Genomic DNA, 16,046 nt, shown 5'->3' with positions numbered 1-16,046 from the left:
ACGAAGACGCGGAGCAGCCCCGGACGCAACTCGGACATGCGGAACAAACCCGCGTATTAGAGTTTGATCACCGACGTCCAACAGGCTTCGCCCCCACCCCTGCGCAATCATCCGAGGCCATCCTTCCTCCCAACAAGGAGCGGAGACGAGATCGCGTGTCCGACCTCTTGACGAAGGACATAAGAGCAATCCATGCCGCCGCTTGCTTCCTGCGGAAAGAATCGCTCCGTCTTCTGCTCGCAACGAAGGGCGGCGGGACGATCAGAGGGCGCGACAGCGGCCCAGCGGCCCTGGATCGCTTCGCTTCGCTCGCGATGACGGCGCTGTTCGCTGCCGGCTTGGGAGTTACGGACAAGCCGCCGTCGGGGAGCCTCCGCTTTCGCGGGGCGGCAACCCCTGTGTGTACCGGGCTGGCCAGGTCGGAGCGCGTCAGAAACCCGCCTGCGGCTGCGGAGAAGGGGCCCGTCGCCGCGCGATCTCCGCCCGCACCTTCGGCGCGACCACCGTGCCGAACAGCTCGATCGAGCGCAGGATCGCCGCCTGCGGCTGCTGGCCGACCTTCATCTGCATGAGATAGCGGTCGTGGCCGAACACCTCGCGCTGCGCCAGGATTTTCGCCGCCACGTCGTCGGGCGAGCCGATCATGAGATGGCCGCGGGGGGACCGGCCGGCGTCGAACTGCTCGCGGGTCAGCGGCGGCCAGCCGCGCTCGCGGCCGAGGCGGCGCATCACCTCGGCATAAGGGCCGAAATAGGCGTCGGCGGCGGCTTCGGCGGTGTCGGCGACGAAACCGTGGCCGTTGATCCCGAGCTTCAGCGCGCCCTCCGCGACGCCGGCGCGCCGGCCCGCCTCGCGATAGAGCGCGGCGAGGGGGGCGAAGCGCGCGGGCTCGCCGCCGATGATGGCGATGGCGAGCGGCAGGCCGAGCGCGCCCGCGCGCGCCACGGACTGCGGCGTGCCGCCCGAGGCGATCCAGACCGGCAGCGGGGTCTGCAGCGCGCGCGGATAGACGCCCCCGCCGCCGAGCGGCGGCCGCCGGCCGCCGCGCCAGTCGGGCCGTGCATCCTCGCGGATCGCGAGCAAGAGTTCGAGGTTTTCCGAAAACAGCGTGTCGTAATCGTCGAGATCGTAGCCGAACAGCGGGAAGGATTCGATGAACGCGCCGCGCCCGGCCATGATCTCCGCCCGCCCGCCGGAAAGGCAGTCGAGCGTGGCGAACTGCTGGTAGACCCGAACGGGGTCGTCGGACGACAGCACCGTGACCGCGCTTGTGAGCCGGATGCGCCTGGTGCGCGCCGCCCCGGCGGCGAGCGTCACCGCCGGGGCCGAGATCGCGTAATCGGGGCGATGGTGCTCGCCGAGGCCGAACACGTCGAGGCCGACGCGGTCGGCGAGTTCGATCTGCTCGAGACATTCGGCGAAGGTCTTGTCGAGATCGACCGGCTCGCCGGTGGCGGGATCGAGCCGGGTCTCGACGAAGGTGTAGACGCCGAATTCCATGAAAGAACCTCGTCTCGATTTGCAGGGCGCGGCCGCCATCGACCGCGCCCGCGGGCCCCTGTAGGGCGCGGTCGCTGACCGCGCCGGCGGGCTCAGCGAGCCCGCCCTACTGACCGCGCCGGCCGGCTCCTGTAGGGCGCGGTCGCTGACCGCGCCGGCGGGCTCAGCGAGCCCGCCCTACTGACCGCGCCGGCGGGCCCCTGTAGGGCGCGGTCGCTGACCGCGCCAGCGGGCTCGGCGAGCCCGCCCTACAGGCGCGGATTTCCCGTCCTGCCGCGCAATGGTAGCATGGCGAGCCCCAAAGCGAAGGCAGGCCATGAGCGACGCGCAGATCAGCCGATTCGAACCGCCGAAGCTCGAGGACCTGCCCGCCGACATCGCCGCGCGGATCGCCGCCGTGCAGGAGAAATCCGGCTTCGTGCCCAACGTCTTCCTGGCGCTCGCGCGCAGGCCCGACGAGTTTCGCGCCTTCTTCGCCTACCATGACGCGCTGATGGAGAAGCCCGGCGGCCTGACCAAGGCCGAGCGCGAGATGATCGTGGTCGCGACATCCGCGCTCAACCGCTGTCAGTATTGCGTCGTGGCCCACGGCGCGATCCTGCGCATCCGGGCGAAGAATCCGCTGATCGCCGACCAGGTCGCGATCAACCCGCTGAAGGCCGACCTCACCCCGCGCGAGCGCGCGATGCTCGATTTCGCCGTCAAGGTGGCCGAGAGCTCGCACGCCATCGACGAGTCCGACTATGCGACGCTGAAGGCGCATGGGCTCGGCGACGACGAGGCCTGGGACATCGTCGCCATCGCGGCGATGTTCGCCATGTCGAACCGGCTCGCCAACGCGCTTTCGATCCGCCCCAACGACGAATTCTACGCGATGGGGCGCGAACCGCGCCGCTGACCCGACTTTTCCCGACGCCGGCCATGGTCGCGTCATCGGGCCGCCCTCTTCGCAACACGCCGACACTGTTCTGTCGCGGACGCTTCGGCCAAACCGTTTCGGTTGTCCGGCCGGAGCGCGGGGCCCGGCGCGTCGCCGGGTCGCTTCCCGGAGGACTGCGATCGGATGTCGTCCCTGAACGCTTTCGCGCGCGCCGCAGCCGGAGACGCCCGGCGGAACGCCGTGACGGTGACTCGCCTTTCCGCCGCGTTGGCGTGCGGCGCGGCCGCGTGGATGACTGTCAACGCGCTGCTCCCCGTCGCGGGGCCGCCGCCGTCGGCGGCCGAACGCTACGTCCTTCCGATCACGGCGCCGCAGGATCAGGGCGACACGGGCCTGTGCTGGGTGTTTGCGACGCTGAGCATGCTGGAGACCAACTACATGACCCGCCATCCCGGCGCGCATGTCGAGTTCTCCCGCGCGGCGCTGCAACTCGATTCGCTCGCCGATCGCTTCCGTCGCCTCGCGCGCGGCGAGGCGGGAGAGTTCAGCGACGGCGGACTCGCGGTGGAGGCGGTCGAACTCATCCGCCGCAATGGGCTTCTCGATCGGGGCGACTTCCACGAGATCGTGAACGACGACCCGGTGTTCGCATCGCTGAAACAGGCGTTCGCGGTGACGACCGCGCCGGAGGAGAGGGAAAGCCTGCTCGACGACGCCTTGAGATCGGCGCTCGGCGTCAAGCCGGGCACGACCCATCTGGAGGGAAAACCCGTCAGCCCGGACGCTCTGGCGCGCGCCGCGCTCGGCGGCGAAGGCTGGACGGAATACGACCTCGCGCAGGACGGGGTCGAGGGGTGGGGGCCGTCGCACGATCCCGAGGCGCGACCGGAGACCCGCGTGCGCTATGTGAAGCGCGAGACCCTGATCGATCTCATCCACGCGTCCCTGAAGCGGAGCGAAGCGGTGGTGGTCGGCACGGTCGATCACGCCTTCCTGGTCTACGGCGCCGACTACGACCGCGACGGCAAGCCGCTCGCCTATCTCGTCAAGGACAGCCTTTCGCCGTATCTTTACCGCGCCGACGCTGAGCAGCTGCACGGCCGGCTCAACGACGTGACCGTTGCGCTGGAGCGCGACGGGACCTCGGCCGCCATGGGTTCGCCGACCGGGCAGGCAGGCGCGGGACGGCTCTGAGAGGGCCGGCCAGGACGGAGCCGGACGCGCCGAAAGGAGGGGACCTCGATGCGCATGCTGGCGACGATGGCGCTCACCGTTGCGGCGGCGGCCGCCGCGACGGCCCAGGAGCCGGTGCGGACCGGGTCGGCGGCGTTCGGCGACTGGCGCTCGGACGCGCCCGGCGTCCGCCGCCTGATCACGCCCGCCGATCTTCCCCCGCCCGACGCGACCGCCTCCGCCGCCAACCCGCCCGCCCGCGTCGCGCGCTCCCCGGCCACGACGCCGAAGGCGCCGCTGGGCTTCGCGGTCGACCTTCTGGCGTCGGGCCTGTCGGCGCCGCGCGTCGTCCGCACGGCGCCGAACGGCGATGTGTTCGTCGCCGAAAGCGGCACGGGGCGCGTGCTCGTCCTCCGCGTCGACGGAACGACTCCCGCGCCCGCCGCGCCGCACGTCTTCGCCGCGGGCCTGCCGCTGGTTTTCGGCGTCGCTTTCGCGCCTCCCGGCCCGGATCCGCGCTGGGTCTATGTGGCGACGGAACGGTCGGTCGTGCGGTTTGCCTATCGAAGCGGCGACCTCGCGGCGTCGGGACCCGCCGAGGCGGTGGTCCGCGACCTGCCGCGCGGCGGCTTCCACTGGACCCGGGACCTCGCCTTCTCCGCGGACGGCCGGACGCTGTTCGTGTCGGTCGGTTCGGCGACCAACGACGCCGAGGGGGCCGCGCGTCCGTCCGCGGCCGAGGTCGCGGCGGCGCCATTGGGCGCGTCCTTCGGCGAGGATCGCGACCGCGCCGACGTGCTCGCGTTCGATCCGGACGGGAAGGGCAGGCGGGTCTATGCGACGGGCCTGCGCAACTGCTCGGGCCTTGCGGTCCAGCCGGACGGCGGCGCCGTCTGGTGCGTCGTCAACGAACGCGACGGGCTCGGCGACAACCTGCCGCCGGACTTTGCGACCCGCGTCGAAGACGGCGCCTTCTACGGCTGGCCATGGTTCTACATCGGGGCCCACGAGGACCCGAGCCACGCGGGCGCGCGTCCGGATCTCGCGGGCCGCATCGCCATGCCCGACGTGCTGCTGCAGCCGCATTCCGCTCCGCTCGGGATCGCCTTCTATCCGGGGGGCCAGTTTCCCGCCGACTACCGGGGCGACGCGTTCGTGGCGCTGCACGGCTCCTGGAACCGCGCCAGGCGGACGGGCTACAAGGTCGTGCGGCTGATCATGAAGGACGGGCGGCCGACCGGGGAGTACGAGGATTTTCTCACGGGCTTCGTCGCCAGCGATTCGGGCGTCTGGGGCCGGCCGGTCGGGGTGGCGGCGACCCGCGACGGGGCGCTGCTGGTGACCGACGACGAGGGCGGCGCGATCTGGCGGGTGAGGTGGCGCGGGCGCTGAGGGGCTTTGCTAGCGCCCGGCCGGATCGGCCATGCCGGCGAGTTCGAAGCTCAGCGCCCGCAGCCGCTGTCGCGCCGCCGCGTCATACGCCTGCCGATCGGCGCGCGCCTCGCGCAGGCCGCTGAAATAGCGGCCGCTCACGCCCGCGACGGCCGGCGAAGCGACCAGCCGGAGAATCGCCTCGCCGCCTTCCTCGACCGTACTCATCGGGCTCACGCCGCTCTGACGCACCATGGTCGTGTCCATGTAGGTCGCCGGATGCAGCGCATTGACCGTCACGCCCCGGTCCCGCAGTTCCTCGGCGAGGTCGATCGTGAACAGGATCTGCGCGAGCTTCGACTGGCAGTAGGCGCGCATGCCGCTGTAGCCGCGGGTCAGCATGACGTCGGAAAAGTCGATCGCCTGCTGTCCGGCGGAGGCGACATTGACGACGCGCGAGGGCGCGCGCTGCTCGAGTTGCGGCAAAAGCAGTCGCGTGAGCAGGAAGCCGGCGAGGTAATTGACCGCGAAGCGCAGCTCGAAGCCGTCGGCGCTCGTCTCGCGCCTGTTGCCGGCCGCGCCGATCCCGGCGTTGTTGACCAGGACGTCGAGGCCGTCCGTCTCCTTCTGCACCGCCTCGGCGAGCGCGCGGACGTCGGCGAGCGAGGCGAGGTCGGCGGCAAAGAAACGCGCCTCGCCGCCCCCCCGGACGATCGTCTCGACCACCGCCTCGCCGCGGCTTCGATCGCGCCCGTGAACCAGCACGCGCGCCCCTCCCGCTCCGCAGCGCTCGGCGACCCAGCGGCCGACGCCGTCGGTCGAGCCGGTGATGAGGATCGTCTTGCCTCTGACGTCGCCTTCGAATTCCGCCATCTCCGCCTCCTGGCGCCCTGTCCGCAATGAGATCGGAGGGCCGACCCCGAGTATCAAGCCGGCCGGCCGCCCCAGCGGACGCCGCCGTCGCAGACGATGGTCTCGCCATTCATGAAGCCGTTGCCGATCAGGAACCCGATGGCGTCGGCGATGTCCTCCGGCGCGCCGTTGCGCCCGACCGGCGTCATGGCCGCATAGCTCGCGAACGCCGCCTGCTTCTGCTCCGCGGGCATGAAGTTCCACCACGGCGTGTCGACGACGCCGGGGGCGACGCCGTTGATCCGGAGCGGCCGCAACTCGGCGGCGAGCGCCGGGACGAGCGCGGCGACGGCCGCGTTGGCTGCGGCGAGCCCCGCGGTTCCGGGCATTCCTGCATAGGCCGAAACGGCGGAGAGGATCGTGACGCTCCCGTCCGGGCGCAGGGTCGGGAGCGCAGCCTTGAGACAGGCGATGTGCGGCAACGTCTTTTCCGCGAAGCCCGCCCGCACCGAGTCCATCGTGACCGCCGCGAGGGGGCCGGCCCCCTGATGGCTTCCGAACGCGAGCACGAGGTGGTCGATCGGGCCGACGGAGGCGAATGCGGCCGTCACCGCGCGGTCGTCGCACGCGTCCATTGCGAGGCCGCCGGCCTCGCCGAGGAGCCGTCGCGCCGAGTCGAGCTTGCCGGGGTCGCGTCCGGCGATCGTGACCGCGTAGCCGGCCGCCTTCAGCCGCGCCGCCGCGGCGAGGCCGATCCCCGAGGTTCCTCCGACGATGAACACGTGCTCAGCCATGGTCCTGCTCCTTCGCGCCCGGCGCTGCGGCAGTGGGATAGCGAAGGCGGCCGAGGCGAAGAAGGCGTCTGTCGATACGGGTATCGATCCTGCTATGATGACGCTCATGCGCATCGAGCCTTCCACCGCGGCGGCAGCGCGCCGTCGCGAATTCGCGGCCTTCCTTCGCTCCCGTCGCGAGCGCGTCACCCCTGCGAGCGTCGGTCTGTCGAACGGCGTGAGGCGGCGGACGCCCGGGCTCCGCCGGGAGGAGGTGGCCGAACTCGCCGGCGTCGGGGTGACCTGGTACACGTGGCTCGAGCAGGCGCGGGCGGTGAACCCTTCCGTCGAGACTCTCGACGCGCTGGCCGACACGCTCCGCCTCGACGCGGCGGAGCGGCGGCACCTGTTCGTCCTCGCCGGCCGTCCGCCATCCTTCATCCGCGAGGCGGGGCCCGAGGCGGTCTCGGCGCCCATCCGCCGCATGCTCGACTCGCTGACCCTGCAGCCCGCGCTCGTGACGGGAAGGCGGTGGGACATTCTCGCCTGGAACCGCGCCGCCGAGGCGGTGTTCGGCGACTATCGGCGGCTCGAGGGCGACGAGCGCAACATGATGCACCTCATGTTCGCCAACGCCGCGCACCGCGCGATGCTCGTCGACTGGCGGACTGTCGCGACGAACGCGCTCGCGACCTTCAGGGCCGACTACGCCCGCTATCGGGGCGACGCGGACTTCGAGCGTCTGATCGCCACGCTGAGCGCCGCGAGCGCCGAGTTTCGCCAAGGCTGGGCGGTTCACGAGGTGCTTCCGCCGATTCCCGGCTGCAAGCGGATCATGCATCCGACAGCGGGTCGGATGGCGTTCGAATACACGACCTTCGTCGTCGCCGATGCAGACGGCCAGCGCCTCGCGGTGTTCGCGCCGCTCGTCGAGGAGGACACGGAGCGAAAGCTCGCGGCGCTCTTGAACCCGCCCGAGGGTCGGTCCCAGGGCCGGCGCGACCGGACCCGCCCGCCCACGGTCGCCTGAGCCGTCCGGAGGGGCCGCAGGTCCGCCTCGGGCCTCGCGCGACCGCCTCAGTCGATTCGCACGACCTCGACGTGATTCGGGTAGAAAGCGAGATGGCCCGCGATGGCGCCGACGTCGCCCTTGGGATGCTCGTAGGTCCAGACGGCGTTGTCGGCGCGGGCCTCCTCGTCGTGGATCGTATAGTAGTTCGCCTCGCCCTTGAACGGGCAGGTCGTCACGCGCTCGGTGCGTTCGAGACGCCGCATGTCGACGTCCTCGCGCGGAACGTAGGCCACCGGCTTGTAGCCGGCCTCCCGCAGTTCGAGCACCCGCGTCGTCTCGCCGATCGTCCGCCCGCGCCAGACGACGCGCACGCGCCCGGCGATCGGTTCGATCGTGATCGGATGGTCCTTCGTGCCGGCCTCGGTCATGACATGCTCCTCGCAATCAGGCTGTCGCCGCGCTCGTCGCGCGCTCAAGCGCGATCAGCGATCGCGCCTAAAGGGCGCCGGCGCTCCACCACGCGCCTGCGGGGCCCTCACCCGTGCCCCGCCACCGCCTTGGGCCGATACGGCTCTTCGAGTTTGGCGATTGTTTGAGCGTCGAGCTTCAGTTCGGTCGCCGCGACCGCGTCGGCGAGGTGATGCGGTTTCGAGGCGCCGACGATCGGCGCCGTCACATACGGCTTCGACAGCACCCAGGCGAGCGCCACGATCGCGGGCTTGGTGCCGAGGTCGCGCGCGACTTCGTTCACCCGTTCGCGGATCGTCTCGTCCTGGGGCGAGCCGAGGCCGAGGGTGACGCTGAACGGATCGGTGCGGCCGCGCACCGTCGAGGCCTGCGGCCCGATTCCGGAGCCCGCGAGGTAACCGCGCGCCATCGGCGACCACGGGATGACGGCGATGTTTTCAAACGTGCAGAACGGCATCATTTCCCGTTCCTCCTCGCGGTACACGAGGTTGTAGAAATTCTGCATCGACACGAACTCGGCGTGGCCCCTCGAGCGGGCGATGTCGATCATGCGGGCGAATTGCCACGCGTACATCGAGGAAGCGCCGATGTAGAGCGCCTTGCCGGCGCGCACGACGTCGTTCAGCGCCTCCATCGTCTCCTCCATCGGAGTCGCCGGGTCGAAGCGGTGGATCTGGTAGAGGTCGACGTAGTCGGTCCCGAGCCGCTTCAGCGAGGCGTCGATCCCCTCGAGGATGTGTTTTCGCGACAGTCCCTTGGCGTTGGCGCCCGGCCCCATCGCGCCGTGGACCTTGGTGGCGATGACGACCTCGGCGCGCCTGGCGTAGTCCTTCAGCGCCCGGCCGAGAATCTCCTCGCTCACGCCCTGCGAGTAGACGTCGGCGGTGTCGAAGAAGGTGATCCCCTTCTCCAGCGCCTCGCGGAGGAAGGGCCGCGACGCCTCCTCCTCGAGCACCCACTCGCGCCACGCGCGCGCGCCGTAGGTCATGCAGCCGAGACAGAGTTTCGAGACCTGCATGCCGGTCTTGCCGAACTTCACGGTGTCCATGGGATCGATCTCCTTGCGGTTGCGCCGATGATAAGACCTTTGGCAGTGTGACGGCAAAATCGGGCGCTGCGGTTCCACCGCAATCCACATCGCTTGCGAGATCTTCATGCGATGAAACGTGAAACGCCTGCAGAACGGCATTGAACTTGTGTACACAATCGTGTATTATTAGCCATGCGGTAACTCCCAACCCCGTCATTGCGAGGAGCAAAGCGACGAAGCAATCCATGCCGCCGCTTGCTTCCTGCGGAAAAAATCGCTCCGTCTTCTGCTCGCAACGAAGGGCGGCTGGACGACCAGAGGGCGCGACAGCGGCCCAGCGGCCCTGGATCGCTTCGCTTCGCTCGCGATGACGGCGCTGTTGGCTACCGGCTTGGGAGTTACGCCATGCGGAATTTGAATGGGCGATTTGCAGTTCGAGTGGGACGAGGACAAGGCGGCGCACAATCTCGCGAAGCACGGCGTGTCCTTTCTCACCGCCGCCGCGATGTTCGCCAACGAGATCATCGAGAGGATCGACGATCGCGAGGATTACGGCGAGTCGCGGTTCATAGCCCTCGGCCGCGTGGAAACGGAGATTTACCGCGTGGCGTACACTTGGCGCGGCGACGCGGTCATTCGGATCATCACCGCGCAGAAGGCGAACAGGAATGAGCGAGAAACCGACCACCGTGAGATTTTCCCTTAGCGAGATTCAAGCCAGGAGAGCCCGCGGGGAAGATCAAACGCGCCCCGACGCGCCCGAAGCGGAGCCGCTGGGGGAGGACTTCTGGAAACAGGCTCGCGTCGTCGTGCCGAGCGGCAAGACCTCCGTGCATCTGCGCCTCGACACAGACATCCTCGACTGGTTCAAGGCGCAAGGCAGAGGGCATCTCACGCGGATGAACGCCGTCTTGCGCGCCTATGTCGACGCTCACCGACGCTCCCCCTGAATGAGATCGCCTCTCCGACCTGCGCCACGTCGTTGCCTGGAGCGCAGCGTCAGCGGAGGATCTGGCGGCGTGGCGACACACCCCATGCCGTCTCGAAGATCGCGGCGCTGTCCAAGACCGGCCTCTACCGCCCACGGTTGCGCGGATCGTCGGACCTTTCGTAGGCTCGCGGCAAAGCGTGGGCGCGGGATCAAACCATCGTGAAAGCAAAGCGGGCCTGGGACTTCTGGATCGACCGCGGCGGCACCTTCACCGACGTGATCGGCCGCGCGCCCGACGGGCGGCTGCACGCGCGAAAACTGCTGTCGGAGAGCGCGCTCTATGAGGACGCCGCGGTCGAGGCGATCCGCCGCCTGCTCGGCCTCGCTCGCGGCGACGCGATCCCGGAGGGCGCCGTCGGCGCCGTCAAGATGGGCACGACGGTCGCCACCAACGCGCTGCTCGAGCGGCGCGGCGAGCGGACGCTGCTGGTCACGACGCGCGGCTTCCGCGACGCGCTCGAGATCGGCTACCAGGCGCGGCCGAAGATCTTCGCCAAAAACATCGTCAAGCCCGAGCAGCTCTATGCGAAGGTGATCGAGATCGACGAGCGGGTGCGGGCCGACGGGACGGTCGAGGCGGCGCCCGATCCGGACGCCGTGCGGGCGGCCCTGAAGGCCGCGCGCGCGGACAAATTCGACGCGGTCGCGATCGTCTTTCTGCACGCCTGGCGCCATCCGGCGCACGAGCAGATGGTCGGCGACATCGCGCGAAAGCTCCGCTTCCCGCAGGTCTCCGAAAGCCATCGCTGCTCGGCGCTGATCAAGCTCGTCGGCCGCGGCGACACGACGGTGGTCGACGCCTATCTGTCGCCGATCCTCGCCCGCTATGTCGCGCGCGTCTCGCAGGCGCTCGACGTGAAGCGGACCGGCGCGAACGTCATGTTCATGATGTCGTCGGGCGGCCTCACCTCGGCCAAACTGTTCGCCGGCAAGGACGCGATTTTGTCGGGCCCGGCGGGCGGCGTGGTGGCGATGGCGCGCACCGCCGCGAGCGCCGGCTTCTCCCGCGTGATCGGCTTCGACATGGGCGGCACCTCGACCGACGTCGCCCATTTCGACGGGACGTTCGAGCGCGCCTTCGAGACCGAGGTGGCGGGCGTCCGCATGCGCGCGCCGATGATGAAGATCCACACGGTCGCGGCCGGCGGCGGCTCGATCCTGCACTTCGACGGCGCCCGCTATCGCGTCGGCCCGGAATCCGCCGGCGCCGATCCCGGCCCGGCCTGCTACCGCAAGGGCGGCCCGCTCGCCGTCACCGACGCCAACCTGATGACCGGCAAGCTCGTCCCCGACCTGTTCCCGCACGTGTTCGGGCCGCACGGCGACGCGCCGCTCGACGCCGAGGTCGTGCGGGCGAAATTCGCGGCGCTGGCCGAGACCATCGGCGACGGCCGCTCGCCCGAGGCGGTCGCCGACGGGTTCCTAGCCATCGCGGTGGCGAAAATGGCGGAGGCGATCAAGACGATCTCGGTCGCGCGCGGCCACGACGTGACCCGCTATGCGCTCAACTGCTTCGGCGGCGCCGGCGGCCAGCACGCCTGCGACGTCGCCGACGCGCTGGCGATTCCGACCGTGCTGATCCATCCGATGTCGTCGCTGTTGTCGGCCTACGGCATGGGGCTCGCCGACATTTCCGCCGAGCGCGCGCAAGGGGTCGACCTGCCGCTCGAACCCCTCGCCCTGTTCCGCCTCGGCCTGCTGGTGGACCTGCTCGGCAAGCAGGCGGTTCAGGAGGTCGTCTCGCAGGGCGTCGAACGCGCGTCCGTCACGGTCCACGCCCGCGCGCAGCTGCGCTACGCCGGCTCCGACACCACGATCGAGGTCGATCTCGGCTCGGAGGTCGCGATGCGCCGCGCCTTCGAGGCGGCGCACAAGGCGCAGTTCGGCTTCCTCGACCGGACGAAGGCGATCGTGATCGAGGCGGTCTCGGCGCAGGCGGTTGGCGGCGCTGCGCGCTTTTCCGAGCGGGCGATTCACGCTTCCGCCGGCGGCGCGCCAGAGCCCGCGCGGCGGACGAGGGTCTTTTCCCGGGGCGGGTGGCGGGAGGCGGAGGTGTTCCTGCGCGAGGCGCTGCCGATCGGGTCGACGGTCGACGGCCCGGCGCTGGTGATCGAGCCGCACCAGACGATCGTGGTCGAAGACGGCTGGCGCGCGGCGATCACGCCGAAGAACCACGTCGTCCTCACGCGGGTGAAGCCGGCGCCGAAACGCGAGGCGATCGGCGCGAACGCCGATCCGGTGATGCTCGAGATTTTCAACAACCTGTTCATGTCGATCGCCGAGCAGATGGGCGTGACGCTGCAGAACACCGCCTATTCGGTCAACATCAAGGAGCGGCTCGACTTTTCCTGCGCGGTGTTCGACCGCGCGGGCTCGCTGGTCGCCAACGCGCCGCACATGCCGGTGCATCTGGGCTCGATGGACCGCTCGGTCGAGACGATCATCAAGGAGAATTCCGGCCGCATCCGGCCGGGCGACGTGTTCGCGCTGAACGCGCCCTATAACGGCGGCACGCATCTGCCCGACATCACCGTCTGCACGCCGGTGTTCGACGAGGCGGGCGACGCGATCCTGTTCTGGGTCGCCTCGCGCGGCCACCACGCCGACATCGGCGGGATCGCGCCGGGCTCGATGTCGCCGCTCGCGACCACGATCCACGAGGAGGGGATCTACATCGACAATTTCCTGCTGGTCGAGCGCGGGCGCTTTCGCGAGCGCGAACTGGTCGCGCTTCTGACCAGCGAGCCGTGGCCGGCGCGCAACCCGACCCAGAACGTCAACGACCTCAAGGCGCAGATCGCCGCCAACGAAAAGGGGGCGCGAGAACTTCGCCGCATGGTCGAGCATTTCGGCCTCGAGACGGTCGAAGCCTATATGGGCCACGTCCAGGACAACGCCGAAGAGAGCGTGCGGCGGGTGATCGGCCGGCTCGCCGACGCCGAGGCGGAATCGGTCTCCGATCAGGGCGCGGTGATCAAGGTGAAGATCACGGTCGACAAGGCGAAGCGCGAAGCGACCGTCGACTTCACCGGAACCTCGCCGCAGCAGCCGAGCAACTTCAACGCTCCCGAACCGGTGACGCGCGCCGCGGTGCTGTACGTGTTCCGGGTCATGGTCGACGACGACATCCCGATGAACGCCGGCTGCCTGAGGCCGATCCGGGTGATCCTGCCCGAGGGCTCGATGCTGTCGCCGACCTATCCGGCGGCGGTGGTCGCGGGCAACGTGGAAGTGTCGCAGGCGGTGACCGACACGCTGTTCGCCGCGCTCCGCGCGCTCGGCTCGGCGCAGGGCACGATGAACAATTTGACCTTCGGCGACGAGACTTATCAATATTACGAGACGATCTGCTCGGGCGCGCCCGCCGGCCCCGGTTTCGACGGCGCGGCCGCGGTCCACACCCACATGACCAACTCGCGCCTGACCGACCCGGAGATTCTCGAAACGCGCTTCCCGGTCGTGCTGGAAGATTTCCACATCCGCCGCGGCTCCGGCGGCAGGGGCCAGTGGAACGCCGGCGACGGGACGCTGCGCCGCATCCGGTTCCTGAAAGCCATGCACGTCGCGGTGCTGAGCGGCCACCGCCAGGTCCCCAATCCCGGCGCGCTCGGCGGCGAACCCGGGGAACTCGGCCGCAATTGCGTGCGCCGCAACGACGGCCGCATCGAGGAGCTGGGCGGCTGCGCGGAAACGGAGGTCGCCGCCGGCGAGGCGATCGAGATCGTCACGCCGACCGGGGGAGGGTGGGGGAAGAAACTGTAATGAATTCAATGAAATTTTAGCTTCTGCGGCGACCGGGGTAACTCCCAAGCCGGCAGCGAACAGCGCCGTCATCGCGAGCGAAGCGAAGCGATCCAGGGCCGCTGGGCCGCTGTCGCGCCCTCTGGTCGTCCCGCCGCCCTTCGTTGCGAGCAGAAGACGGGGCGATTTTTTCCGCAGGAAGCAAGCCGCGGCATGGATTGCTTCGTCGCTTTGCTCCTCGCAATGACGGGGTTGGGAGTTACCGACCGGGTTTCCTGAGCCATGAGGCTATCCTCGCGCGCATTTCGTTCGAGAGATACGGCGACACCGGATTTGTAGAGTGGTACACGTTTGGCGCATCACCAAATTCGGCGGCTTTGAAATTCCAAAGGCCGCAACGGTGTGCAACGACGAGCCTGTCTCCGGCTCTTGCGGCAGGCACGACCTCCTGTCGAAGCCACCTTTGGTGCGAATGAACTGAAGGGAAGCTTTGCCAACTTCTGGTTCTGCGGTTCGCGGGTAATTCCTTCAGAGCGATATGCGACGGCGTTGACGATCACAGCGCTGCCGTCTCGGACTAACGAGAATTCTGGGTGCTGAGTGTAATAAGCCGAGAGGTTTTGAGGGAACGCCTTCCGCTCGCCTTTTATCCAGGCCAGATATTCCGCTCGGTCGTCAGGCCTCGCAAACTCGGCAGGCGTCAGAGTTCTGTCGTATCCGCCATTGAGCATGAGAATCACAACGGGCGCATTGTCTATGTCACCAATAAATGCAGGTGGCGGAAACTCTAGATTGAAGCTGTGCCGGTCGGCTTTGAAATAGGGTGCGTCGTCCGGGTGAACCGAGTCGTCGAGCCCTCGCCAGAATTCTCTGATTGAGGATGTCATTTTGGTCTGCGAGTCTAAAGTTTACACTCACCGCAAATGCCTGTGCCTTACTTGTCAAGAATGTTGAAAGAGCCTCGGTGCTTGCGGCCTTGCCCTTCGTCGTCATGGGGGCGGTTCTTCGGACCCGATGCGTTTCCATGACGCTCACGACTCGCGACGCACAGTGAGCCGGAGCCGAGGTAACTCCCAACCCCGTCATTGCGAGGAGCAAAGCGACGAAGCAATCCATGCAGCGGCTTGCTTCCTGCGGAAAAAATCGCCCCGTCTTCTGCTCGCAACGAAGGGCGGCGGGACGACCAGAGGGCGCGACAGTGGCCCAGCGGCCCTGGATCGCTTCGCTTCGCTCGCGATGACGGCGCTGTTCGCTGCCGGCTTGGGAGTTACGAGCCGAGCATGGAACCACGATAAGCCATTGATAGACAAGGGAAGATGAATTATGCAGCAGAACCTCACGCCCGAAGGTCTTCGCCTCGTGACCGAAATCGCCGCCCGCCACGGGGTTGGCGTCGATGCGGCGCTCGGCCTGCTCGGCGCGCTCGCTCAGGGACACGGCGCCCAGGCGCAGTTCAACCATCCCGACCTCGGCGGCATGGGGCAATGGTCGCAGGGCGGCATGATCATGATCGGCGACATGTTCAATTCCGGACTGAAATACCGGGTCGACGCGCTCTGCAACGAGCTCGCCGGCCTGCTGCGCAGCCAGCCTTTCGCCGCGGCGCCCGCTCAGTCGCAAAGCCAGGGCGACGGCGCGAGCCTGTTCGTTTCGGGAACCGGCGCGGGCGGCGCCTGGTGGCCGGCGGACCTCGGCGCCCCGGCCTCGACCGGCGCGCAGAACGACATGCGATACGCCTGGTTTCCAGCGGTCCGGCGGGTCGCGATCGAGGCGGGCGGCGAGGTCCGCGTCTACGATTCGGGCGAGCACCGCATTTCCGGATTCTCGCAGCAGCAGGGAGGCGACCGGTCGCTGACCTTCACGAGCCAGTTCGGCGTCGTGCGCCTGTCTGACCTCGCGCCGGTTTCGCCGCGCAGCGAAGCCGGCCAAAAATCCCCGCCGCCGTCGCCGACTCCGCCCGCGCCGACGCCCGCCGCGCCGACGCCCACCCCGGCCGCGTCGACGGCTGCGCGCGCCGCGACGCCGGCGATGGAGGACATCGTCAAGACGATCGAGCGTCTCGCCGAGCTGCGCCAGAAGAACATCCTGACGGAGGAAGAATTCGCGGCGAAGAAGGCGGAGCTGCTCAGCCGCCTCTAGGCGCGCGCTCGCGGGTCCCCGCCGCGCTCCCGTCCGCTCGCCAGCCGCCGCGAAACGGCGTATTGTCCGGCCGAGCGACGCGCATTGACGGCCGAGGGCCGCAGCGGGGGACGGCC

General features: G+C 69.1%; 14 protein-coding genes. 8 read left to right on the top strand and 6 right to left on the bottom strand.

What is annotated here, in order from left to right:
- Positions 1 to 429: 429 nt before the first annotated feature.
- Positions 430 to 1,500 carry an Atu2307/SP_0267 family LLM class monooxygenase gene (locus DFR50_RS29760; RefSeq protein ID WP_113893717.1) on the bottom strand — a complete coding sequence of 357 codons (1,071 nt, stop codon included), beginning with the start codon at positions 1,498 to 1,500 and terminating at the stop codon, positions 430 to 432.
- Positions 1,501 to 1,816: 316 nt separating this feature from the next.
- On the opposite strand from DFR50_RS29760, the gene DFR50_RS29755 reads away from it, so the two are divergent.
- The 3 genes from DFR50_RS29755 (at position 1,817) to DFR50_RS29745 (ending at position 4,945) form a co-directional block, all read left to right on the top strand.
- On the top strand, positions 1,817 to 2,398 hold the full coding sequence (locus DFR50_RS29755; protein WP_113893715.1) for a peroxidase-related enzyme: 582 nt from the start codon (positions 1,817 to 1,819) through the stop codon (positions 2,396 to 2,398).
- Positions 2,399 to 2,671: 273 nt separating this feature from the next.
- A complete protein-coding gene (locus DFR50_RS29750) occupies positions 2,672 to 3,574 on the top strand; it encodes a hypothetical protein (protein WP_210209083.1) in 903 nt (300 codons plus the stop codon).
- Between the two features lie 48 nt (positions 3,575 to 3,622).
- Positions 3,623 to 4,945 carry a PQQ-dependent sugar dehydrogenase gene (locus DFR50_RS29745; RefSeq protein ID WP_113893711.1) on the top strand — a complete coding sequence of 441 codons (1,323 nt, stop codon included), beginning with the start codon at positions 3,623 to 3,625 and terminating at the stop codon, positions 4,943 to 4,945.
- A 9-nt stretch (positions 4,946 to 4,954) separates the two neighbouring features.
- Here DFR50_RS29745 and DFR50_RS29740 read toward each other — a convergent pair whose 3' ends face one another.
- Together DFR50_RS29740 and DFR50_RS29735 are read right to left on the bottom strand one after the other, a co-directional pair.
- On the bottom strand, positions 4,955 to 5,797 hold the full coding sequence (locus DFR50_RS29740) for an SDR family NAD(P)-dependent oxidoreductase (RefSeq protein WP_113893709.1): 843 nt from the start codon (positions 5,795 to 5,797) through the stop codon (positions 4,955 to 4,957).
- 53 nt (positions 5,798 to 5,850) lie between these two features.
- The gene (locus DFR50_RS29735; RefSeq protein ID WP_113893707.1) at positions 5,851 to 6,570 is read right to left on the bottom strand and encodes an SDR family oxidoreductase; all 720 of its coding nucleotides are present in this window, start codon (positions 6,568 to 6,570) and stop codon (positions 5,851 to 5,853) included.
- A 106-nt stretch (positions 6,571 to 6,676) separates the two neighbouring features.
- On the opposite strand from DFR50_RS29735, the gene DFR50_RS29730 reads away from it, so the two are divergent.
- The gene (locus DFR50_RS29730) at positions 6,677 to 7,579 is read left to right on the top strand and encodes a helix-turn-helix transcriptional regulator (protein WP_245428229.1); all 903 of its coding nucleotides are present in this window, start codon (positions 6,677 to 6,679) and stop codon (positions 7,577 to 7,579) included.
- Positions 7,580 to 7,626: 47 nt separating this feature from the next.
- Here DFR50_RS29730 and DFR50_RS29725 read toward each other — a convergent pair whose 3' ends face one another.
- Together DFR50_RS29725 and DFR50_RS29720 are read right to left on the bottom strand one after the other, a co-directional pair.
- A complete protein-coding gene (locus DFR50_RS29725) occupies positions 7,627 to 7,989 on the bottom strand; it encodes a DUF427 domain-containing protein (protein ID WP_113893705.1) in 363 nt (120 codons plus the stop codon).
- A 107-nt stretch (positions 7,990 to 8,096) separates the two neighbouring features.
- Entirely contained in the window at positions 8,097 to 9,077 is a 981-nt protein-coding gene (locus DFR50_RS29720) for an aldo/keto reductase (protein WP_113893703.1), read from the bottom strand.
- 400 nt (positions 9,078 to 9,477) lie between these two features.
- Between DFR50_RS29720 and DFR50_RS29715 the strand changes: the two genes are divergently transcribed.
- The 3 genes from DFR50_RS29715 (at position 9,478) to DFR50_RS29705 (ending at position 13,812) form a co-directional block, all read left to right on the top strand.
- Complete coding sequence (locus DFR50_RS29715; RefSeq protein ID WP_113893701.1) at positions 9,478 to 9,765, top strand: BrnT family toxin; 288 nt, start codon at positions 9,478 to 9,480, stop codon at positions 9,763 to 9,765.
- Positions 9,749 to 10,009: a BrnA antitoxin family protein gene (locus tag DFR50_RS29710; protein WP_245428227.1), complete on the top strand. Its 261-nt coding sequence runs from the start codon at positions 9,749 to 9,751 to the stop codon at positions 10,007 to 10,009. The genes DFR50_RS29715 and DFR50_RS29710 overlap by 17 nt, the downstream gene beginning before the upstream one ends.
- 200 nt (positions 10,010 to 10,209) lie before the next feature.
- Complete coding sequence (locus DFR50_RS29705; RefSeq protein ID WP_113893697.1) at positions 10,210 to 13,812, top strand: hydantoinase B/oxoprolinase family protein; 3,603 nt, start codon at positions 10,210 to 10,212, stop codon at positions 13,810 to 13,812.
- A 338-nt stretch (positions 13,813 to 14,150) separates the two neighbouring features.
- Here DFR50_RS29705 and DFR50_RS31780 read toward each other — a convergent pair whose 3' ends face one another.
- Positions 14,151 to 14,678, bottom strand: a complete 528-nt coding sequence (locus DFR50_RS31780) for a hypothetical protein (RefSeq protein ID WP_147262970.1) — start codon at positions 14,676 to 14,678, stop codon at positions 14,151 to 14,153.
- A gap of 436 nt (positions 14,679 to 15,114) precedes the next feature.
- Between DFR50_RS31780 and DFR50_RS29700 the strand changes: the two genes are divergently transcribed.
- Complete coding sequence (locus DFR50_RS29700) at positions 15,115 to 15,930, top strand: SHOCT domain-containing protein (protein ID WP_113893696.1); 816 nt, start codon at positions 15,115 to 15,117, stop codon at positions 15,928 to 15,930.
- Positions 15,931 to 16,046: the final 116 nt, after the last annotated feature.

It is taken from the genome of Roseiarcus fermentans, assembly GCF_003315135.1.
Classification (GTDB): Bacteria; Pseudomonadota; Alphaproteobacteria; order Rhizobiales; family Beijerinckiaceae; genus Roseiarcus; species Roseiarcus fermentans.
Note: the sequence above shows the minus strand (reverse complement) of the source record. Positions and strands in the feature narration are given on the sequence as shown.

Coding starts and splice junctions, on each gene's coding strand:
- DFR50_RS29740 (WP_113893709.1), bottom strand. CDS start 5,797: ATGGCGGAATTCGAAGGCGACGTCAGAGGCAAGACGATCCTCATCACC.
- DFR50_RS29760 (WP_113893717.1), bottom strand. CDS start 1,500: ATGGAATTCGGCGTCTACACCTTCGTCGAGACCCGGCTCGATCCCGCC.
- DFR50_RS29715 (WP_113893701.1), top strand. CDS start 9,478: ATGGGCGATTTGCAGTTCGAGTGGGACGAGGACAAGGCGGCGCACAAT.
- DFR50_RS29730 (WP_245428229.1), top strand. CDS start 6,677: ATGCGCATCGAGCCTTCCACCGCGGCGGCAGCGCGCCGTCGCGAATTC.
- DFR50_RS29720 (WP_113893703.1), bottom strand. CDS start 9,077: ATGGACACCGTGAAGTTCGGCAAGACCGGCATGCAGGTCTCGAAACTC.
- DFR50_RS29725 (WP_113893705.1), bottom strand. CDS start 7,989: ATGACCGAGGCCGGCACGAAGGACCATCCGATCACGATCGAACCGATC.
- DFR50_RS29700 (WP_113893696.1), top strand. CDS start 15,115: ATGCAGCAGAACCTCACGCCCGAAGGTCTTCGCCTCGTGACCGAAATC.
- DFR50_RS31780 (WP_147262970.1), bottom strand. CDS start 14,678: ATGACATCCTCAATCAGAGAATTCTGGCGAGGGCTCGACGACTCGGTT.
- DFR50_RS29735 (WP_113893707.1), bottom strand. CDS start 6,570: ATGGCTGAGCACGTGTTCATCGTCGGAGGAACCTCGGGGATCGGCCTC.
- DFR50_RS29755 (WP_113893715.1), top strand. CDS start 1,817: ATGAGCGACGCGCAGATCAGCCGATTCGAACCGCCGAAGCTCGAGGAC.
- DFR50_RS29750 (WP_210209083.1), top strand. CDS start 2,672: ATGACTGTCAACGCGCTGCTCCCCGTCGCGGGGCCGCCGCCGTCGGCG.
- DFR50_RS29745 (WP_113893711.1), top strand. CDS start 3,623: ATGCGCATGCTGGCGACGATGGCGCTCACCGTTGCGGCGGCGGCCGCC.